18 protein-coding genes and 1 pseudogene are annotated in these 20,081 nt (G+C 67.9%); 12 read left to right on the top strand and 7 right to left on the bottom strand.

The window, feature by feature from the left end:
- The first annotated feature begins 25 nt into the window (after positions 1–25).
- The gene (gene ligA / locus A5699_RS17860; protein WP_197508327.1) at positions 26–2,101 is read left to right on the top strand and encodes an NAD-dependent DNA ligase LigA; all 2,076 of its coding nucleotides are present in this window, start codon (positions 26–28) and stop codon (positions 2,099–2,101) included.
- 7 nt (positions 2,102–2,108) lie between these two features.
- Here the strand turns inward: ligA and A5699_RS17855 are convergent, their stop codons facing one another.
- Positions 2,109–2,768, bottom strand: a complete 660-nt coding sequence (locus A5699_RS17855; protein ID WP_067771629.1) for an amino acid-binding protein — start codon at positions 2,766–2,768, stop codon at positions 2,109–2,111.
- A 128-nt stretch (positions 2,769–2,896) separates the two neighbouring features.
- Between A5699_RS17855 and gatC the strand changes: the two genes are divergently transcribed.
- From gatC to gatB, 4 genes are all read left to right on the top strand, one after another.
- Positions 2,897–3,196, top strand: coding sequence for an Asp-tRNA(Asn)/Glu-tRNA(Gln) amidotransferase subunit GatC (gene gatC, locus A5699_RS17850; protein ID WP_067771544.1), 300 nt, complete (start codon positions 2,897–2,899; stop codon positions 3,194–3,196).
- A gap of 4 nt (positions 3,197–3,200) precedes the next feature.
- Positions 3,201–4,682 (top strand): Asp-tRNA(Asn)/Glu-tRNA(Gln) amidotransferase subunit GatA, encoded by a 1,482-nt coding sequence (gene gatA, locus A5699_RS17845; protein WP_067771542.1) that lies wholly within the window; start codon positions 3,201–3,203, stop codon positions 4,680–4,682.
- A 54-nt stretch (positions 4,683–4,736) separates the two neighbouring features.
- Positions 4,737–5,768, top strand: coding sequence for an ATP-dependent 6-phosphofructokinase (locus A5699_RS17840; protein ID WP_067771626.1), 1,032 nt, complete (start codon positions 4,737–4,739; stop codon positions 5,766–5,768).
- Positions 5,769–5,871: 103 nt separating this feature from the next.
- Positions 5,872–7,383, top strand: coding sequence for an Asp-tRNA(Asn)/Glu-tRNA(Gln) amidotransferase subunit GatB (gene gatB, locus A5699_RS17835; RefSeq protein ID WP_067771539.1), 1,512 nt, complete (start codon positions 5,872–5,874; stop codon positions 7,381–7,383).
- An 18-nt stretch (positions 7,384–7,401) separates the two neighbouring features.
- On the opposite strand, the gene A5699_RS17830 is transcribed toward gatB, so the two are convergent.
- Both A5699_RS17830 and A5699_RS17825 read right to left on the bottom strand, forming a co-directional pair.
- Positions 7,402–8,031 (bottom strand): TetR/AcrR family transcriptional regulator, encoded by a 630-nt coding sequence (locus A5699_RS17830; protein ID WP_067771537.1) that lies wholly within the window; start codon positions 8,029–8,031, stop codon positions 7,402–7,404.
- 131 nt (positions 8,032–8,162) lie between these two features.
- On the bottom strand, positions 8,163–9,284 hold the full coding sequence (locus A5699_RS17825; RefSeq protein WP_197508324.1) for a PQQ-dependent sugar dehydrogenase: 1,122 nt from the start codon (positions 9,282–9,284) through the stop codon (positions 8,163–8,165).
- A 134-nt stretch (positions 9,285–9,418) separates the two neighbouring features.
- Here A5699_RS17825 and A5699_RS17820 point away from each other — a divergent pair, with 134 nt between their 5' ends.
- Positions 9,419–10,264 (top strand): DoxX family protein, encoded by an 846-nt coding sequence (locus A5699_RS17820; protein WP_067771535.1) that lies wholly within the window; start codon positions 9,419–9,421, stop codon positions 10,262–10,264.
- 3 nt (positions 10,265–10,267) lie between these two features.
- Here A5699_RS17820 and A5699_RS17815 read toward each other — a convergent pair whose 3' ends face one another.
- Complete coding sequence (locus tag A5699_RS17815; protein WP_142253831.1) at positions 10,268–10,609, bottom strand: PH domain-containing protein; 342 nt, start codon at positions 10,607–10,609, stop codon at positions 10,268–10,270.
- Between the two features lie 370 nt (positions 10,610–10,979).
- Between A5699_RS17815 and A5699_RS17810 the strand changes: the two genes are divergently transcribed.
- From A5699_RS17810 to ilvC, 3 genes are all read left to right on the top strand, one after another.
- Positions 10,980–12,842, top strand: a complete 1,863-nt coding sequence (locus A5699_RS17810) for an acetolactate synthase large subunit (RefSeq protein ID WP_067771532.1) — start codon at positions 10,980–10,982, stop codon at positions 12,840–12,842.
- Positions 12,842–13,357, top strand: coding sequence for an acetolactate synthase small subunit (gene ilvN, locus A5699_RS17805; RefSeq protein WP_067771528.1), 516 nt, complete (start codon positions 12,842–12,844; stop codon positions 13,355–13,357). The genes A5699_RS17810 and ilvN overlap by 1 nt, the downstream gene beginning before the upstream one ends.
- Positions 13,358–13,422: 65 nt before the next feature.
- Positions 13,423–14,424 (top strand): ketol-acid reductoisomerase, encoded by a 1,002-nt coding sequence (gene ilvC, locus A5699_RS17800; RefSeq protein ID WP_197508326.1) that lies wholly within the window; start codon positions 13,423–13,425, stop codon positions 14,422–14,424.
- 77 nt (positions 14,425–14,501) lie between these two features.
- On the opposite strand, the gene A5699_RS17795 is transcribed toward ilvC, so the two are convergent.
- From A5699_RS17795 to A5699_RS17785, 3 genes are all read right to left on the bottom strand, one after another.
- Positions 14,502–14,873, bottom strand: a complete 372-nt coding sequence (locus tag A5699_RS17795; protein WP_157561317.1) for a hypothetical protein — start codon at positions 14,871–14,873, stop codon at positions 14,502–14,504.
- A gap of 69 nt (positions 14,874–14,942) precedes the next feature.
- Entirely contained in the window at positions 14,943–15,554 is a 612-nt protein-coding gene (gene wrbA / locus A5699_RS17790; RefSeq protein WP_067771518.1) for an NAD(P)H:quinone oxidoreductase, read from the bottom strand.
- A complete protein-coding gene (locus A5699_RS17785; protein ID WP_067771618.1) occupies positions 15,551–16,981 on the bottom strand; it encodes an NAD(P)/FAD-dependent oxidoreductase in 1,431 nt (476 codons plus the stop codon). The genes wrbA and A5699_RS17785 overlap by 4 nt, the downstream gene beginning before the upstream one ends.
- 60 nt (positions 16,982–17,041) lie before the next feature.
- On the opposite strand from A5699_RS17785, the gene serA reads away from it, so the two are divergent.
- From serA to A5699_RS17770, 3 genes and pseudogenes are all read left to right on the top strand, one after another.
- Positions 17,042–18,628: a phosphoglycerate dehydrogenase gene (gene serA, locus A5699_RS17780; RefSeq protein WP_067771515.1), complete on the top strand. Its 1,587-nt coding sequence runs from the start codon at positions 17,042–17,044 to the stop codon at positions 18,626–18,628.
- Complete coding sequence (locus A5699_RS17775; protein ID WP_067771513.1) at positions 18,625–19,635, top strand: 3-isopropylmalate dehydrogenase; 1,011 nt, start codon at positions 18,625–18,627, stop codon at positions 19,633–19,635. Before serA ends, A5699_RS17775 begins: the two co-directional genes overlap by 4 nt.
- Before the next feature lie 65 nt (positions 19,636–19,700).
- Positions 19,701–20,081 (top strand): annotated as a pseudogene (locus A5699_RS17770) (hypothetical protein); the annotation flags it as partial.

Here is a 20,081-nt window from a genome sequence, read left to right as displayed (position 1 = left end):
GCCAACCGGAGATGCCGAGGCCGCGCTGCCCGAACAGCCTGACGCCGACCTGCGCCGCCGCTGGCAGGAGCTTGCCGACGAGGTGCGTGAACATCAGTTCCGCTACTACGTCAAGGACGCGCCGATCATCTCAGATGCCGAGTTCGACGCCTTGCTGCGGGAATTGCAGGACATCGAATCCACCATTCCGGAACTGCGCACCCCGGACTCGCCCACCCAATTGGTCGGCGGGGCCGGATTCGCCACCGACTTCGCTCCGGCCGAGCATCTGGAACGGATGCTGTCCCTGGACAACGTGTTCGACTCCGACGAGCTGTCGGCCTGGGCGGCACGCATCAAGGGGGAGATCGGCGACGCCGCTCACTACCTGTGCGAGCTGAAGATCGACGGCGTCGCGCTGGCGCTGGTCTACCGGCAGGGCCGGCTGGTCCGGGCCGCGACCCGCGGCGACGGGCGCACCGGTGAGGACGTCACGCTCAACGCCCGCACGATCGCCGACATCCCCGAACAGTTGACGCCCTCGGACGAGTTCCCGGTGCCCGCGGTGCTTGAGGTGCGCGGGGAGGTGTTCTTCCGGGTCGCCGACTTCGAGGACCTCAACGCCGGTTTGGTGGCCGAGGGCAAGCCCCCGTTCGCCAACCCACGCAACAGTGCCGCAGGCTCGCTGCGACAGAAGAACCCGGCGGTCACCGCGCGCCGCAAGTTGCGGATGATCTGTCACGGGCTCGGTCACATCGAAAGTGCCGGTGGGTTTCCGTTCACCTCGCTGCACGACGCCTACCGCGCGCTGGGCCAATGGGGCCTGCCGGTGTCCGCCCACACCGCCAAGGTTTCCGGCGTCGCCGCGGTCGCCGAACGGATCGCCTACTGGGGCGAGCACCGTCACGACGTCGACCACGAGATCGACGGGCTGGTGGTCAAGGTCGACGAGGTGGCGCTGCAGCGTCGGCTCGGCTCGACATCACGCGCGCCGCGCTGGGCGGTGGCCTACAAGTACCCACCGGAGGAAGCCACCACCAAGCTGCTCGATATCCGGGTCAGTGTGGGCCGTACCGGCCGGGTCACCCCGTTCGCCTACATGGAACCGGTCAAGGTGGCCGGCTCGACCGTCGGCCTGGCCACCCTGCACAACGCCACCGAAGTCGAGCGCAAGGGCGTGCTGATCGGCGACACCGTCGTGATCCGTAAGGCCGGCGACGTCATCCCCGAGGTGCTCGGCCCGGTGGTCGACCTGCGCGACGGCACCGAGCGCCCGTTCGTCATGCCCACCAACTGCCCCGAATGCGGTACCCGGCTGGCCCCGGCCAAGGAGGGCGACGCCGACATCCGCTGCCCCAATACCCGTAGTTGCCCGGCGCAGTTGCGGGAGAGGGTGTTTCACGTCGCGGGCCGCGGTGCGTTCGACATCGAGGGGCTGGGCTACGAGGCGGCCACCGCGCTGCTGCAGGCCGGGGTGATCGCGGACGAGGGCGATCTGTTCACCCTGACCGCCGACGAGTTGCTGCGCACCGAGCTGTTCACCACCAAGAAGGGTGAGCTTTCGGCCAACGGCAAGCGCCTGCTGGCGAACCTGGACAAAGCCAAGGCCCAGCCACTGTGGCGGGTTCTGGTGGCGCTGTCGATCCGCCATGTCGGTCCCACGGCGGCCCGTGCGCTGGCCACTGAGTTCGCCAGTCTGGACGCTATCGTCGCGGCGTCCGAGGAGCGGTTGGCCGCGGTGGAAGGGGTGGGCCCGACGATCGCCGCCGCGGTGGTGGACTGGTTCACCGTGGACTGGCATCGCGCCATCGTGGACAAATGGCGCGCGGCCGGGGTGCGGATGGCCGACGAGCGCGACGCCAGCATCGAGCGGACGTTGGAGGGCTTGTCGATCGTGGTGACCGGGTCCCTGCCCGGGTTTTCGCGTGACGAGGCCAAAGAGGCGATCATCAGCCGCGGTGGCAAGGCCGCCAGCTCGGTGTCGAAGAAGACCGCGTACGTGGTGGCCGGGGATGCGCCCGGATCCAAGTACGACAAGGCCGTCGAGCTCGGTGTTCCGATCCTCGACGAGGACGGCTTCCGGACACTGCTGGCCGACGGCCCGCCGGCGGCCGGGGACTGACCCGGTCTCAGCGCAGGATCGTCGCGACGATCCCGGCCAGATAACCCAACCGGGCCACCTCCGAGGGACGGAAGCCCGGTCCGCCGGGCCGTCCCAACACGACGGCGGTGTCGTGGTCACCCAACGGTGCGGCCGCCAGGCTGGTGTCCATGTCGCGCCAGACCTGCGGCACCCAGTCGTCGGTGCCGTCGAGCGCAGTGGCCCGCTGCAGCGGCAACCAGGGCGCAGACTCGGCCCGCGTCTCGGGGGCGCCGTGGCTGGCGGCGAGGCGCTCCACGCCCGCCGGGATGGAGCGGACCACCGTGCACCAACCGACGCGGAGCACCCGAGGCGCCTCCTCGGCGAGCACCTGCAGGCGACCGGCCCTGGAGTGGGCCGCGGCGACGTGGTCGATCAACTCAAGTTCACGATGCGCTTCCAGCAGCCCGGTATGCGGGCGAATGCTGTCGACGTAGACCCCGGACAGGTTCTCGGCGGCGGTGATCAGTGTGTCCGGCATCGAGCCCTGCGGCAGCTCGACGACGAGATCGTCGATCGCGTAGCCGGCGCCCCGCTCGACGACGTCGAGCGACAGGATGTCGGCGTTGACCGAGCCGAGCGCCACGGCGAGCGAGCCGAGGCTGCCTGGTCGGTCCTCAAGCTGGACCCGCAGCAGATACGAAGACACGCGCATCACTGTTTCACAGGGGCCGGGGATGAGCATGCCGGTGCACTGCCGACGACGCATGTCGATTCCCCGGGTCGCTGCGCTCCTGCCCGCCGAACGATTTGGTGGCGTGACTAGGCTGCTTTGTCGTGTCGAAGATCTCCCGAGACGAGGTTGCCCATCTGGCGCGTCTGGCGCGTCTGGCGCTGACCGATGACGAACTGGACAGTTACGCCGGCCAGCTGGATGCCATCCTCGGCCACGTCAGCCAGATCCAGTCCGTCGACGTCACCGGCGTCGAGGCCACCGACAACCCGCTCAAGGATGTCAACGTGACCCGGCCCGACACCGTCGTGCCCTGCCTGACGCAGGACGAGGCGCTGGCCGCGGCGCCGCGCGCTGAAGATGGACGCTTTGCCGTGCCGCGGATTCTGGGAGAGGGTGAATAAGAGCATGAGTGAGCTGATCCGTCGTGATGCGGCGACCCTGGGCGCCCAGATCGCGGCCAAGGAAGTCTCGTCGACCGAGGTGACCCAGGCCCACCTGGACCAGATCGCGGACACCGATGACCGGTTCAACGCGTTCCTGCACGTGGCCGCGGACGCCGCGCTGGCCGCCGCCGCCCGCATCGACGCCGCCGTGGCCGCCGGTGAGACACTGCCCTCACCGCTGGCCGGCGTGCCCCTGGCGCTCAAGGACGTCTTCACCGCCACCGACATGCCGACCACGGCGGGGTCCAAGATCCTCGAAGGGTGGCGTGCGCCATACGACGCGACGGTGACCGCCAAGCTGCGCGCCGCCGGCATCCCGATCCTGGGCAAGACGAACATGGACGAGTTCGCCATGGGCAGCTCGACGGAGAATTCGGCCTACGGCCCGACCCGCAACCCGTGGAACACCGAGCGGGTGCCCGGCGGTTCGGGCGGCGGCAGTGCCGCCGCACTGGCCGCCTACCAGGCGCCGCTGGCCATCGGTACCGACACCGGCGGGTCGATCCGGCAGCCGGCCGCGCTGACCGCGACCGTCGGCGTCAAACCGACGTACGGCACGGTCTCGCGCTACGGCCTGATCGCCTGTGCGTCCTCCCTCGATCAGGGCGGCCCCTGCGCTCGGACCGTGATGGACACGGCGCTGCTGCACCAGGTGATCGCCGGCCACGATCCGCGGGATTCCACCTCCGTCGATGCCGCGGTGCCCGATGTGGTCGGTGCCGCCAAGGCCGGTGCGGCAGGCGATCTCAAGGGCGTGCGGGTTGGCGTGGTCAAGCAGCTGCGCGGGGAGGGATACCAGCCCGGCGTGCTGGAGTCGTTCAACGCCGCCGTCGCCCAGCTGACCGCGCTCGGTGCCGAAGTCACCGAGGTCGACTGCCCGAACTTCGACCACGCGATGGATGCCTACTACCTGATCCTGCCGTCAGAGGTGTCGAGCAACCTCGCCCGCTTCGACGCGATGCGGTTCGGCCTGCGCGTCGGCGACGACGGCACGCGCAGCGCCGAAGAGGTCATGGCGCTGACCCGGGCGGCCGGATTCGGACCAGAAGTCAAGCGCCGCATCATGATCGGCACCTACGCACTGTCGGCGGGCTACTACGACGCCTACTACAACCAGGCCCAGAAGGTGCGGACGCTGATCGCTCGCGACCTGGAGCGGGCCTATCAGAGCGTGGACGTGCTGGTGTCTCCGGCGACCCCGACGACGGCGTTCCGGCTGGGGGAGAAGGTCGACGATCCGCTGTCGATGTACCTGTTCGACCTGTGCACGCTGCCGCTGAACCTGGCCGGGCACTGCGGCATGTCGGTGCCGTCGGGTCTGTCACCCGACGACGGCCTGCCCGTCGGTCTGCAGATCATGGCGCCCGCCTTGGCCGATGACCGGCTCTACCGCGTCGGCGCAGCCTACGAGGCGGCTCGCGGACCGCTGCCCAGCGCTTTGTAGCCCGCACGCCCTTATCCACGGCACGGTCCTGTCAGGCGAGGCAAGATGGTGCCCATGCGCATCGGAGTTCTCACCGGCGGCGGTGACTGTCCTGGCCTGAATGCGGTGATCCGGGCGGTGGTGCGTACCTGTGACCAGCGGTACGGCTCGACGGTGGTCGGATTTCTCGACGGCTGGCGCGGCCTGTTGGAGGATCGGCGCATCCAGCTGGCCAACGACGATCGCAACGATCGGCTGCTGGCCAAGGGCGGCACCATGTTGGGCACCGCGCGCGTCAACCCCGACAAGCTGCGGGCCGGGCTGGACCAGATCAAGCAGACGCTGGAAGACAACGGGATCGACGTGTTGATCCCGATCGGTGGTGAGGGCACGCTGACGGCCGCGCACTGGTTGTCCGAGGAGAACGTGCCGGTGGTCGGGGTGCCCAAGACCATCGACAACGACATCGACTGCACCGACGCGACTTTCGGCCACGACACCGCCCTGCAGGTGGCGACCGAGGCGATCGACCGGCTGCACAGCACCGCCGAGTCGCATCAGCGGGTGATGCTGGTCGAGGTGATGGGCCGGCATGCCGGTTGGATCGCGCTGAACGCCGGGTTGGCCTCCGGCGCCCACATGACGCTGATCCCCGAGCAGCCCTTCGACGTCGAGGAGGTGTGCCGGTTGGTCAAGAAGCGGTTCCAGCATGGATCGGCGCACTTCATCTGCGTGGTCGCCGAGGGCGCCAAGCCCGCGGAGGGGACGATGCAGCTGCGCCAGGGCGGGATGGACGAGTTCGGACATGAGAAATTCACCGGCGTCGCACAGCAATTGGCGCTCGAGGTCGAGAAGCGGATCAAGAAGGATGTGCGGGTGACCGTGCTCGGGCATGTGCAGCGGGGCGGTACGCCGACGGCCTACGACCGGGTGCTGGCCACCCGGTTCGGAGTCAACGCCGCCGACGCCGCCCATGCCGGCGAGTACGGGATGATGGTGTCACTGCGGGGCCAGGACATCGGCCGGGTGTCCCTGGCCGACGCGACGCGTCAGCTCAAGCTGGTGCCGCAGTCCCGCTACGACGACGCCGCGGAGTTCTTCGGCTGATCTCACACCGGCGAACAGACACAGATGTACCCGTTCACCTGCGATAACGGGTACATCTGCGTCTGCTCGCCGAGGAGAATCGGACCCAACTAGGATCGACGGCATGTCTGTCGCCACCGCTGAACTCGTCGACTACGACGACGTCATCGCCACCTACGAGCCCGTGATGGGCATGGAGGTGCACGTCGAGCTGTCCACGGCCACCAAGATGTTCTGCGGCTGCGCCAACCGGTTCGGCGCCGAGCCCAACACGCTGGTCTGCCCGGTGTGCCTGGGCCTGCCCGGCTCGCTGCCGGTGCTCAACGAGGCGGCCGTCGAGTCGGCGATCCGCATCGGTCTGGCGCTCAACTGCGACATCGCGCCCTGGGGTCGGTTCGCGCGGAAGAACTACTTCTATCCCGACCAGCCCAAGAACTATCAGATCTCGCAATACGACGAGCCGATCGCGATCAACGGCTACCTCGACGTGCCGCTCGATGACGGCACCACCTTCCGCGTCGAGATCGAACGTGCGCACATGGAAGAGGACACCGGCAAGCTGACTCACCTGGGCAGCGACACCGGCCGCATTGCGGGTGCGACGACCTCGTTGGCCGACTTCAACCGGGCCGGCGTTCCGCTGATCGAGATCGTCACCAAGCCGATCGAAGGCACCGGCGCGCGGGCACCGGAAATCGCCCGGGCCTACGTCACGGCACTGCGAGACCTGCTGCGCGGCCTGGGTGTGTCAGACGTGCGGATGGACCAGGGATCGATGCGGTGTGACTCGAACCTGTCACTGAAGCCCATCGGCGCCGCCGAATTCGGCACCCGCACCGAGACCAAGAACGTGAACTCGCTCAAGAGCGTCGAGGTGGCCGTCCGCTACGAAATGCGCCGCCAGGCCGCCGTTCTCGATGCCGGCGGCACAGTCACCCAGGAGACGCGGCACTTCCACGAGGACGGCTACACCTCGCCCGGCCGCAGCAAGGAAACCGCGCAGGACTACCGCTACTTCCCCGAGCCCGACCTGGAGCCGGTGGCCCCCAGCGCCGAGCTGGTCGAGCGGTTGCGTCAGACCATTCCCGAGCTGCCGTGGTTGTCGCGCAAGCGGATTCAGCAAGAGTGGGGCATCTCCGACGAGGTGATGCGCGACCTGGTCAACGCCGGGGCCGTCGAGCTGGTGGCGGCCACCGTGGAGCACGGTGCCTCCAGCGAGTCCGCGCGGGCCTGGTGGGGCAACTTCCTGGTGCAGAAGGCCAATGAATCCGAGGTCGAACTGGAGGCATTGCCGATCACGCCGGCGCAGGTGGCCGCGGTGGTCAAACTGGTCGACGACGGCAAGCTGTCGAACAAGCTGGCCCGCCAGGTCGTCGAGGGGGTGCTCGCCGGCGAGGGGGAACCCGAGCAGGTGATGACCGATCGCGGTCTGGCGCTGGTGCGCGACGACTCGGTGATCCAGGCTGCCGTCGACGAAGCGCTGGCCGCCAACCCGGACGTCGCCGACAAGATCCGCGGCGGCAAGATCCAGGCCGCCGGCGCGATCGTCGGTGCGGTCATGAAGGCGACCAAGGGCTCGGCCGACGCGGCCCGCGTCCGTGAGTTGGTCCTGGCCGCCTGCGGCCAGAGCGGGTGACGGCGCGCTATTCGCGCGCTATTTGACGGCTCCGGCGAACATGGTCATCGCCGCGGCGGCATATTGCTCCAGGCGCTCACGCGGGTAGCTGTCCGGGTCGTGCGCGGCGAGCCGGCCGAGCATCTCGGCGAACGACAGCAACGTATGGCCCAGTAACTCCGGGTCGAGCGCCGACAGGCGCGGATCCACCGCGATGCCGGCTTTCGCCATTTGCTCGACGTGCGTGAGGATCTGACTGCGGGCGTTGCGGACCGCCGCGCGGTAGTCGCGGGGTGCACTGTCGGGCACGGTCAGGATGAGGCGCCAGCGGGTCGGGCTCTCCAGCACGCAACGCAGGAATGCGGTGACCGTCGCGGTATAGGCGTCCGTCGGTCCGGAAGCCGACAGGTCCGCGGGCAGGGCGGCGATCACCTGGTTCAGGCCGTGGTGGTGCTCGCGGATGAGCAGGGCGGTGACGAGTTCGGCGCGCGTGCGAAACGCGGTGTAGAGCACGGGCTTGCCGACGCCGGCCACCTCGGCCACCGCCTCCATCCGCAACTCGTGCAGGGGACAGTCATGGAGCACGGTCAACGCTGCGTCGAGCAGTTGCTCGCGCCGTTCTTCACGCGGTAGCCGCGGTGCATATCTGCGGCGCTGGCGGTCAGGCACCCGGCCAATGCTACGTCATCGTTATCTGATCGTGATACTCACCGCAGGCTCTTTGGATTCATGGTGACGCGCCCGCGGCGGTCGACCAGCCACATCCTCGCCGGCCGGCTTAGCGCGGAATCTGTTGTCCGTCAGGTCTTGTCGGCGCTGCTGCGCGGGAAGCCGCCGCCCTGCGGGAAGAGCGGGAAGACGACGTCGTCGAAATTCTCGGCATCTCCGGCGGTCCGGTTCACCGTCGCTCCCCACACGTTGCCGTCGGGGGACACCTGCAACGCCCAGGCGTGCCCGCGCACGTTCTCGCGGACCACCTCGGGGTCACCGGTGACCGCGCCGGTATCCGGCGCCAGCCGCACAGCGACGGTCATCTTCGTGTTGACCAAGTTGACCAACACCGTGCCCTCCAGCGCGGCGCACCCGGCCACGCCCGGCCGATCCGGCCACGTCCACACCGTCGACACCTTCGAATCCTTGGTGATCCGCTGCAGACGGTCGGCAGTCGGTGTGCGGTCGGTGATGTACAGCGAGCCGTCCGACGGGTCGACGCACATGCCGCCGCCGGCGCCGAGACCGCTCAGCGCCGTGGTGATCGGCGCCTGGTTGACTGTGGTGGGCTGTTCGATGCGCAGGACCTTGCCGGCCAACGAGGCCGGATCGGCCGCGGCCGCCGGATTCCCGGCATCACCGGTCTGCACCAGCAGCGTGGTCTTGCTGGTGAACGTCAAAGAGCCGGTATTGCCGACAGCGCCCTTGGGGATGCCGGTCAGGATCGGCTTCGGCACGTCGCCGTCGGCGATGCGGATCACCCGGTTGTCGCTCGGTGTGCTGACGTAGGCGTACATCAACCGGTCCTGGCTGTAGGTCGGCGACAGCACGATGTCCATCAGGCCGCCATCTCCGGACGGATCGACCGGGAGGACCACCTTGACCTTCGGCTCGGCCTTGACCGACACCTGCTTGACCGCGCCGGTGAGACGCTCGGCCACCAGCGCCGACTGGCTGTCCGGCAGCATGATCAAACCGCTGGTGCTGTCCAGGCAGCCCTGCATCACCCCCTGCGCCTTGCATTCCTTGGGGAACGGTTTGGCGGGCAGCGGTGGCGGCGGCGGTGGCGTGGTCGTCGGCCCCGGCGCCATCTTGGGTTCGGTCGTGAAGGGCTCGGACTGGGCCGCGTCGAACCGGGCACATCCCGAGCCGACCAGCATCGCGGCACACAGAACGGCGGCCACCCCCGTCATCCGCCGACGCGATTTCATGCCGCCAGATTACGGATCGCTCGGCAGTGCGCGCCACGTCGGGACCGCCCGGCGTGCTCATCCGTGCCGATACCAGGTGGAAGCGCCGGGGTAAATACCCGGATCGGACCGAACTTGCACTTACCCTGGCAGCTGTGACCAGTCACCCGCAGGACCCTCAAGCCTGGCAACGACCGGGTTACTCGGACGATTCCGCCAGGCCGGCCGGGGCCAGCCTGGTCGACCCCGAAGACGATCTGCCGTCGGCGACCTACGGCGGCGACTTCGAAACCACCGCGATCCCGCGCTACGACTCCGCCAAGCCGGAGGATCAGTCGGCGTTCAGCCTGGTCTCCGACCCTGAGCCGCTGCCCTACCTGCAGCCGGGCGCGCCCGGCCCGGTGGGGCCGTTCTCGGCGGAACCGGCAGAGATCGAACGTGACGAGTTCGTCGACGACCGCATCAAAGCGGCCGGGCGGCGCGGCACCCAGGATCTTGGTCTGCTGATCTTGCGGGTGGCCCTGGGTGGGCTGATGGTGATCCACGGCCTGCAGAAGGCCTTCGGTTGGTGGGGCGGGCCGGGACTGGACGGGTTCAACGCCTCACTGGGCGAGATGGGTTACAAGAACGCCGACATCCTCACCTACGCGGCCACCGGTGGACAGATCGCCGCCGGGGTGCTGCTGGTGCTGGGGCTGTTCACGCCCATCGCGGCGGCCGGTGCACTGGCCTACCTGATCAACGGGGTGCTCGCCGCGGCGATGGCCGCCCACGAAGAGGCCCGGCTCTCGGAGCTGCTCACCGACGGAACCGAATACCGGCTCATCGTCGTCGCGGCTGCCGCCGCGCTCATCCTGACCGGCCCGGGCCGCTATGGATTCGACGCCGGCCGAGGCTGGGCCCGGCGGCCTTTCGTCGGATCGTTCGTGGCTCTGCTGCTCGGCATCGGCGGCGGCATCGCAATCTGGGTGTTGCTCAACGGCGGCAACCCACTCGGCTGACGCTCAGGCGTACGGATTCGGCACGCGACCATTGCTCACCTCGGTGAGCCGCGGCAATGTCGCGAATGTCACCGCGGGCAATCGCAGGCCGGTCCCGTCGACGAGTTCGGCGAGCGCCCACGACGACCGGTCGAATCGCAAGCCCTTGATGTCGCCCCACGCCACGGTGCGGGCGCCGGTGAGCGTCCGTGCGGTCACGGTGTCGGCGTCGGCGGTGGTGCGATAGCGGATGATCGCGGTGGACAAGGCAATTGGGATCACCAGAAGAATTCCGAACCAGGCCGGGTTGCTGAGCACCAGTGTCAGCAGGCCGAGGGTCAGGAAGCCGACTGCCAGGTGCGCCATGGGCGATATCCGGACTACGACAGGGGCGGTTGCCGATCGTGCGCTCACCCTTTCATCCTGCACCACCGCAGGCATCGGACCTGCCGGCGTCACCGCGATAGCCGTGCCGGGGCAGGGGCAATTTGACCTTTAACCTGTACGGCAGCTACCGTCGGGTGCTATGCAGACCCCCGGAATGCTCGTAGTAATTGGTTGGCGCGTTGATGCCGCGCTGGCCCTCTGCCGGGCATAGCCAACCGCATCGACGCGCCACCCTCGAACAGCTACCGGCTGTCGGGGGTTTTTTATTTGCCACAAAGCACGTCGCCACCAGTGAAAAAGTTGAAGACTTTCTGAATAGGAATGTGACGAAGACCGTGAAGAGGACATCGTGAGCGCACCGACAACGCGACCGACAACCCGGTCGGCAAGCGCGCCCGCCAACGGCGCGGCAAAGACCAGATCAGATTCGGGACAGCCCAATCGGGTTGCGCCCCAGCAACTCACCGGGGCGCAGGCCGTCGTGCGGTCGCTGGAAGAGCTCGGCGTGGACGTCGTCTTCGGCATCCCCGGCGGCGCGGTCCTGCCGGTCTACGATCCGCTTTTCGATTCACAGAAGCTGCGCCACGTGTTGGTCCGCCATGAGCAGGGTGCCGGCCACGCGGCCAGCGGCTACGCCCACGCCACCGGCAAGGTCGGCGTGATGATGGCGACCTCGGGTCCCGGCGCCACCAACCTGATCACCCCGCTGGCCGACGCCCAGATGGACTCCATTCCCGTGGTGGCCATCACCGGGCAGGTGGGCCGCAGCCTGATCGGCACCGACGCCTTCCAGGAAGCCGACATCACCGGCATGACCATGCCGATCACCAAGCACAACTTCCTCGTGCGCACCGGTGACGACATCGCGCAGGTGATGGCCGAGGCGTTCCATATCGCACGTTCGGGCCGCCCGGGCGCCGTGCTGGTCGACGTCCCGAAGGACATCCTGCAGGGTCAGTGCACGTTCTCCTGGCCGCCGCAGCTGGACCTGCCCGGCTACAAGCCGAACACCAAACCGCACAGCCGTCAGGTGCGCGAGGCGGCCAAGCTGATCGCCGCGGCACGCAAGCCGGTGCTCTACGTCGGCGGCGGCGTCATCCGCGGTGAGGCCAGTGCCGAACTGCTCGAGTTGGCCGAGCTGACCGGCATCCCCGTCGTCACCACGCTGATGGCGCGCGGCGCGTTCCCCGACAGCCACCAGCAGAACCTCGGGATGCCGGGTATGCACGGCACCGTGGCCGCGGTGGGCGCCCTGCAGCGCAGCGACCTGCTGATCGCCCTGGGCACCCGCTTCGACGACCGGGTGACGGGTCAGCTGTCGTCCTTCGCGCCCGAGGCCAAGGTGATCCACGCCGACATCGACCCCGCCGAGATCGGTAAGAACCGGCACGCCGACGTGCCGATCGTCGGTGACGTCAAGGCCGTCATCGCCGACCTCATCGAGGTGCTGCGCCGTGACGACACCACCAGTGCCACATTGAAATTGGACAGCTGGTGGGAGTACCTGTCCGGTCTCAAGGCGACCTACCCGTTGAGCTACGGCCCGCAGAGTGACGGCAGCCTGAGCCCCGAATATGTGATCGAGAAGCTGGGACAGATCGCCGGTCCGGACGCGGTGTACGTGGCCGGGGTGGGCCAGCACCAGATGTGGGCCGCACAGTTCGTCAAGTACGAGAATCCCAAGACTTGGCTGAACTCGGGTGGCCTGGGCACCATGGGCTTCGCCGTTCCGGCGGCCATGGGTGCCAAGTTCGCCCGGCCCGAGGCCGAGGTGTGGGCCATCGACGGCGACGGCTGCTTCCAGATGACCAATCAGGAGCTGGCCACCTGCGCCATCGAGGGTGCGCCCATCAAGGTGGCGTTGATCAACAACGGCAACCTCGGCATGGTGCGGCAGTGGCAGACACTGTTCTACGACCAGCGCTACAGCCAGACCGATCTGGCCACGCACTCGCGTCGGATTCCCGACTTCGTCAAGCTGGCCGAGGCGCTGGGCTGTGTGGGGCTGCGCTGCGAGCGGGCCGAGGACGTCGAGGATGTCATCAACCAGGCCCGCGCGATCAACGACCGCCCGGTGGTCATTGACTTCATCGTCGGTGCGGACGCCCAGGTGTGGCCGATGGTGGCCGCCGGTACCAGCAACGACGAGATCATGGCAGCGCGCGATATCCGGCCGCTGTTCGATGAGGACGACGACGAGGGGCATGCCTGATGAGCAGCAACACCACCCCCACCCACACCCTGTCGGTGCTGGTCGAGGACAAACCCGGCGTGCTGGCCCGGGTGGCCTCGCTGTTCTCTCGCCGCGGCTACAACATCCAGTCGCTGGCGGTCGGTGCCACCGAGCACAAGCACATGTCACGTATGACGATCGTGGTCAGCGTCGAGGAATCACCGCTCGAGCAGATCACCAAGCAGCTCAACAAGCTGATCAACGTGATCAAGATCGTCGAGCAGGAGGAGGACAACTCCGTCTCCCGTGAGCTCGCCCTGATCAAGGTGCGCGCCGACGCGAGCAACCGGGGACAGGTCATCGAAGCGGTGAACCTGTTCCGCGCCAAGGTCGTGGACGTGTCGACCGAGTCCCTCACGGTCGAGGCGACCGGTACGCCGGAGAAACTCGAGGCCCTGTTGCGGGTCCTGGAGCCGTACGGTATCCGCGAGATCGCACAGTCGGGCATGGTCTCGGTGTCCCGCGGTCCGCGTGGCATCAGTGCCGTCAAGTAGCGTTATTCGCCGCATAGCGCTGAACAGCTAGGAAGAGAAGGAAGAAGTTTCGCATGGCAGTTGAGATGTTTTACGACGCCGACGCGGACCTGTCGATCATTCAGGGTCGCAAGGTCGCCGTCATCGGCTACGGCAGCCAGGGGCACGCGCATTCGCTTTCGCTGCGCGACTCGGGCGTGCAGGTCAAGGTCGGCCTGAAGGAGGGCTCGAAGAGCCGCGTCAAGGTCGAGGAGCAGGGCCTTGAGGTCGACACCCCGGCCGAGGTGGCCAAGTGGGCCGACGTGATCATGGTGCTCGCACCTGACACCGCGCAGGCCGAGATCTTCAAGAACGACATCGAGCCCAACCTCGAAGACGGCAACGCGCTGTTCTTCGGCCACGGGCTGAACATCCACTTCGGTCTGATCAAGCCGCCGGCCAACGTCACCGTCGGCATGGTCGCCCCCAAGGGCCCCGGCCACCTGGTGCGCCGTCAGTTCGTCGACGGCAAGGGTGTGCCGTGCCTGATCGCCATCGACCAGGACCCCAAGGGTGAGGGCCAGGCCCTGGCGCTGTCGTACGCGGCGGCCATCGGTGGTGCCCGCGCCGGCGTCATCAAGACCACCTTCAAGGAAGAGACCGAGACCGACCTGTTCGGTGAGCAGGCCGTGCTGTGCGGTGGCACCGAGGAGCTGGTCAAGGCCGGTTTCGAGGTCATGGTCGAGGCGGGCTACGCCCCGGAGATGGCCTACTTCGAGGTGCTGCACGAGCTCAAGCTGATCGTCGACCTCATGTACGAGGGCGGTATCGCCCGCATGAACTACTCGGTGTCCGACACCGCGGAGTTCGGCGGCTACCTGTCGGGCCCGCGGGTCATCGACGCCGACACCAAGAAGCGCATGAAGGACATCCTGACCGACATCCAGGACGGCACCTTCGTCAAGCGCCTCGTCGCCAACGTCGAGGGTGGCAACAAGGAGCTCGAAGGCCTGCGCAAGGCCAACGCCGAGCACCCGATCGAGGTCACCGGCAAGAAGCTGCGCGACCTGATGAGCTGGGTCGACCGGCCGATCACCGAAACGGCTTAGTTTCTGACGACGACTGGCCAGTTATTGCACGCAAGCTTCGAAAAGGCGTGCGATAACTGGCCTTTCGGCGTTTCAGATCAGCTGGCGCAACCGATGGGGATGGGGATCTGCCCGTTCGAGGCCTTGGCATTCGCACACGCTTCTCTGAACCAGGCGCCGCCCGCGTCCCCGGTCAAGTACCCGCCACCGGCGATACCGCGCGCGTAGCCGCCACCGGCCGCGCCTTCGCGTGAGAACGCCCCACCGGCGCTGCCCGTGGCATAACCGCCACCGGCGTCGCCGCGCGAGAATGCCCCGCCGGCGTGGTTGTTGATGTAGCCCCCGCCGCCCGGATCGCCCGGTGCGGCGAATGCCTGGGCCGGTAGCGACAGCCCGGTGAATGCGAGCGCCCCCGCCGCAGCGATTCCACCGAACAGCATCTTCAGTTGCGTCGTCTTTCGGTGCCTCATCGTCAGCCCCCTGAGCCTGGCCCGAATGGTCAAGCCCCCATTTTAAGTGGCGTGCGTCACATCGGCCAGCTATGCGTTCAACCGCGTGGCCACACTGACCACGCGCCGGGCCAGGTGATCCAACGCGTCGTTCGTCGTGTCGTCGAGGTGCTCGATGTTCTCGCGGTTGGCAGTCAGGCTCACGCCGTAGGGATTGCCGTCGGCGAATTTCACCTGATCGGTGTAGCCGGGCGGCACGATGATCCCGCCGAAGTGCATCAGCGACACATACAGGTTCAGCAGCGTCGCCTCCTGACCGCCGTGCGCGGTCTGCGCCGAGGTGAACGCCGCGTACACCTTGTCGGCGAGCTTGCCCTCTGCCCACAGACCGCCCAGTGAATCCATGAACGCGCGGAACTGGGCGGTCGGAGACCCGAAACGGGTGGGGGAGCCGAAGATGACCGCGTCGGCCCACACGATGTCCTCACCAGTGGCGGTCGGAAGGTCTTTGGTCGCTTGATAATTGGCGGTCCAAGCCGGGTTGTGGGCGAAGGACTCCGGATCCTGGGTTTCGGCGATGTGGCGCAGTCGCACCTCGGCTCCGGCCGATTCCGCGGCGGCGGTGACGCGCCTGGCCATGGTGGTGCCGTGGCCGGTGGCGGAGTAGTAGATGACGGCGACCTTGGGGGCAGAGTTGGTCATGGTGCCAGCTTAGGTAGATCACGGATCCCGAACTCGCGTTTGAGCATGGTACGGGCGGCGTAGAACCCGGCCATCCCGTGCACCCCGCCGCCGGGTGGGGCGGCCGACGAGCACAGGTAGGCCCGCGGTATCGGCGTGGTCCACGGGTCGAGTCGGGGAGTGGGCCCCAACAGTGCACTGGCCATGTTGTTGCCGCCGACGCCGATGTCGCCACCGACCAGATTTGCGTTGTGCTCGTCCATCCGGGACGCGGGCACGCTGCGCACCGCGACGACGATGTCACGGAAACCCGGGGCAAATCGCTCGAAGATCTCGGTGACGGTCTCGGCCATGTCCACCGTGGAGTTGTTGGGCACGTGAACGTAGGCCCACAGCGGCCGCCGCCCGGCCTCGTCGATGCGCGACGGGTCGGCAAGGTGTGGGAGCGCCGCCAAGACCATGGGCCACTCAGCGTGGCGTCCCGCGGCGATCTCGCGCTCGGCCAAGGCCATCTGGGCGCGTCCACCACCGAGATGCAGCGTCGGTGCCTGAGCCAGACGTCCATCCCCCCAAGGGATTTCGTCGCTCAACACAAAGTCGACCTTCGCCACGCCGGGGCCATAGGTGTATCGGCTCAAGGCTCGCGCGTAGCGGGCGGGCAGAGACTTGCCATAGATCGACAACAGGGCGGTGGGTGCGGTGTCGTAGAGCACGACGCCGGCGGGCGGCTCGGTGACTTCCTGTCCGAGTATCAGTTCGCCGCCGTGGGCGAGAAGATCGGCGATCAGCGCATCTGGGATCGCCTGGGAGCCGCCGACCGGAATCGGCCACCCCACCGCATGTCCCAACGTCGCCAGCATCAACCCTGCCCCGCCCGAGACCAACGACGGCATCGTGGAAATCGTATGGGCGGCAACGCCGCTGAACAACGCACGGGCGTCGTCGCCCGCCAGGGAGCGCCACAACGGTGTGCCTTGGGCCAGGAGCCGTGGCGCGACGCGTGCCGCCGCACCCAGCGATGGGGGTATCGACCGTTTGTCCCCGAGGATGAGCCCGACAACGCCATCGCAATCGGCGGCCAACGGCCCCAACAGCCGTCGCCATGAGTCGCCGAACTCCAGTTCCGCACAGGTCCGCTCGATATCGCGGTACCCGATGGCCGCCGGCCGCTCCGGCAACGGGTTGGCATAGGCGATCTCGGGCACGGCCAGTTGCACACCGCGGGCGGTCAGGTCGTAGGCGGCGAAAAACGGGGACGCCAACGCCAACGGATGCACCGCAGAACAGATGTCATGGCTGACCCCGGCGAACTCCGGGTCGGGCAACGTACGGGCGCCGCCCCCCGCCGTCGACTGGGCTTCGATCACACGTACGGCAAGTCCGGCCCTGGCGCAGATGACAGCGGCGGACAGACCGTTGGGCCCGCTGCCGACGATTGTGACGTCCACGCCCACCAGTACACCGCACGCGGTTCGGCTGTGGTAAGGCCCACACACTAGGCTGTCCGCGTGAGTCTTCCCGTTGTTTTGATTGCCGACAAGCTCGCGGAATCGACCGTTGCCGCCCTCGGTGACCAGGTAGAGGTCAGATGGGTCGACGGCCCGGACCGCGAAAAGCTGCTCGCTGCGGTACCGGACGCCGACGCGCTGCTGGTGCGTTCCGCGACGACGGTGGACGCCGAGGTCATCGCCGCGGCCCCCAAACTCAAGATCGTCGCCCGCGCCGGCGTCGGCCTGGACAACGTCGACGTCGACGCTGCGACCGCCCGCGGCGTACTCGTCGTCAACGCGCCGACCTCGAACATTCACAGCGCCGCCGAGCACGCGCTGGCGCTGCTGCTGTCTGCGGCCCGCCAGATCCCGGCCGCCGATGCCACCCTGCGTGAGCACACCTGGAAGCGGTCGTCGTTCTCCGGCGTCGAGATCTTCGACAAGACCGTCGGCGTCGTCGGCCTCGGTCGCATCGGCCAGCTGGTCGCCCAGCGTCTCGCTGCCTTCGGCGCCCACATCGTGGCGTACGACCCCTACGTGTCCCAGGCCCGCGCGGCCCAGCTGGGCATCGAACTGCTGCCGCTGGACGAGCTGCTCGGCCGCGCCGACTTCATTTCGGTGCACCTGCCCAAGACCAAGGAGACCGCCGGTCTGCTCGGCAAGGAGAACCTGGCCAAGACCAAGCCGGGCGTTGTCATCGTCAACGCTGCCCGCGGTGGCCTGATCGATGAACAGGCGCTGGCCGACGCGATCACCAGCGGCCATGTGCGCGCCGCCGGCCTTGACGTGTTCGCCACAGAACCGTGCACCGACAGCCCGCTGTTCGAGCTGCCCCAGGTCGTCGTCACCCCGCATCTGGGCGCGTCGACCGCCGAGGCGCAGGATCGGGCCGGCACCGACGTGGCCGCGAGCGTGAAGCTGGCCCTGGCCGGCGAGTTCGTGCCGGACGCCGTCAACGTGGGCGGCGGAGCCGTCGGTGAAGAGGTCGCGCCTTGGCTGGACCTGGTGCGCAAGCTCGGCCTGCTGGCCGGTGCGCTGTCGGATGCCGCTCCGGTGTCGCTGAGCGTGCAGGCGCGTGGCGAGCTGGCCTCCGAGGACGTGGAGATCCTGAAGCTGTCGGCGCTGCGCGGGTTGTTCTCCGCCGTGGTCGACGAGCAGGTGACGTTCGTCAACGCTCCGACGTTGGCCGCCGAGCGTGGCGTGACCGCCGAGATCAGCACCGCCACCGAGAGCCCCAACCACCGCAGCGTGGTCGACGTGCGCGTGGTGCACGCCGATGGCTCCGCGATCAACGTGGCCGGCACGCTGTCCGGGCCGCAGTTGGTGGAGAAGATCGTCCAGATCAACGGTCGCAACTTCGATCTGCGCGCCGAAGGGTACAACCTCATCGTCCACTACAACGATCAGCCGGGCGCCCTCGGCAAGATCGGCACCCTGCTGGGTGGGGCGAACGTCAACATCCTGGCCGCACAATTGAGTCAGGATGTCGAGGGTGACAGCGCCATCGTGATGCTGCGCCTGGATACCGATGTGCCCGAGGATGTGCGTTCCGCGCTCGCCGCCGCGGTCGACGCCACGACGCTGGAAGTGGTTGACCTGTCATGAAACTCGCCGTAATTGCCGGTGACGGCATCGGACCCGAGGTCATCGCCGAGGCGCTCAAGGTGCTCGATGCGGTGCTGCCCGGCGTTGACCGCACCGAATATGACCTGGGCGCGCGGCGCTACCACGCGACCGGCGAACTGCTCACCACCGAGACCATCGAGGAACTGCGCGGGTACGACGCGATCCTGCTCGGCGCCATCGGTGACCCGTCGGTGCCCAGTGGTGTCCTCGAGCGCGGCCTGCTCCTCAAGCTGCGGTTCGCCCTCGATCACCATGTGAACCTGCGGCCGGGTCGGCTGTATCCCGGTGTCAGCAGCCCACTCTCGGGTGTCACCGACATCGACTTCGTCGTGGTGCGTGAAGGTACCGAGGGTCCCTACACCGGCAATGGTGGCGCGTTGCGTGTCGGCACGCCGCACGAGGTGGCCACCGAGGTCAGCGTCAACACCGCGTTCGGTGTCGAGCGGGTGGTGCGCGATGCGTTCGCTCGCGCGCAGTCCCGCCGCAAGCATCTGACCCTGGTGCACAAGACCAACGTGCTGACCTTCGCCGGCTCGCTGTGGTCGCGTGTTGTGGCCGAGGTGGGCGCGGAGTATCCCGACGTCGAGGTGGCCTATCAGCACATCGACGCCGCGACCATCCACATGGTCACCGATCCCGGCCGGTTCGATGTGATCGTCACCGACAACCTGTTCGGCGACATCATCACCGATCTGTCGGCCGCGGTGTGCGGCGGCATCGGGCTGGCGGCCAGCGGCAATATCGACGCCACCCGGACCAATCCGTCGATGTTCGAACCCGTCCACGGCAGTGCACCCGACATCGCGGGGCAGGGGATCGCCGATCCGACCGCCGCCGTGATGAGCGTGGCGCTGCTGCTCGGCCACATCGGTGAGACCGATGCGGCGGCCCGGGTCGACAAGGCGGTGTCCGAGCACCTCGCGACCCGTGGGGACGCCAAACTGTCCACCTCGCAGGTCGGCGAGCGGATCCTGTCGCTGCTGTAGTTCTTTGTGAGTCTGCGCGCCGACTCGATCGCCTACCAGCCGAGTGCCCAGCGAGGTTCGCCGTGATTGACCGGTTCGCCACGCTGACCCGTCAGTGCTGGCTGTTCGCGATCGGGTCGGCGTTCTTCGCGGTCGCCACCATGCCCGGGTTCCCGATGGTGGCCGGCGCAGGTACGACAAATGTGCTGTGCTTCCTCGGCTCCTGGTTCTTCACGACGGCGGCGTGGATGCAGCTGGTGTTGGCCGACCGCGGGGCCGGATGGTGGTCGGCCGCCACTCAATTCGCCGGCACCCTGCTGTTCAACGTGAGTACCGGGGCGTCGGTGTGGGCGCACGCCGTTCTGGCCGAGCGTCGGTTCGTGTGGGTACCCGACGCCACCGGGTCCTTGGCGTTTCTGATCAGTGGGGTGCTGGCGGTGGCTGCCGTGGGCCTGTGGTCACCGAAA

Origin of the sequence: Mycobacterium sp. E802 (assembly GCF_001666875.1) — a bacterium.
Taxonomy (GTDB): domain Bacteria; phylum Actinomycetota; class Actinomycetes; order Mycobacteriales; family Mycobacteriaceae; genus Mycobacterium.
Note: the sequence above shows the minus strand (reverse complement) of the source record. Positions and strands in the feature narration are given on the sequence as shown.

Coding starts and splice junctions, on each gene's coding strand:
- gatA (WP_067771542.1), top strand. CDS start 3,201: ATGAGTGAGCTGATCCGTCGTGATGCGGCGACCCTGGGCGCCCAGATC.
- A5699_RS17840 (WP_067771626.1), top strand. CDS start 4,737: ATGCGCATCGGAGTTCTCACCGGCGGCGGTGACTGTCCTGGCCTGAAT.
- gatB (WP_067771539.1), top strand. CDS start 5,872: ATGTCTGTCGCCACCGCTGAACTCGTCGACTACGACGACGTCATCGCC.
- A5699_RS17825 (WP_197508324.1), bottom strand. CDS start 9,284: ATGAAATCGCGTCGGCGGATGACGGGGGTGGCCGCCGTTCTGTGTGCC.
- A5699_RS17815 (WP_142253831.1), bottom strand. CDS start 10,609: ATGGCGCACCTGGCAGTCGGCTTCCTGACCCTCGGCCTGCTGACACTG.
- ilvN (WP_067771528.1), top strand. CDS start 12,842: ATGAGCAGCAACACCACCCCCACCCACACCCTGTCGGTGCTGGTCGAG.
- ilvC (WP_197508326.1), top strand. CDS start 13,423: ATGTTTTACGACGCCGACGCGGACCTGTCGATCATTCAGGGTCGCAAG.
- A5699_RS17795 (WP_157561317.1), bottom strand. CDS start 14,873: ATGAGGCACCGAAAGACGACGCAACTGAAGATGCTGTTCGGTGGAATC.
- wrbA (WP_067771518.1), bottom strand. CDS start 15,554: ATGACCAACTCTGCCCCCAAGGTCGCCGTCATCTACTACTCCGCCACC.
- A5699_RS17775 (WP_067771513.1), top strand. CDS start 18,625: ATGAAACTCGCCGTAATTGCCGGTGACGGCATCGGACCCGAGGTCATC.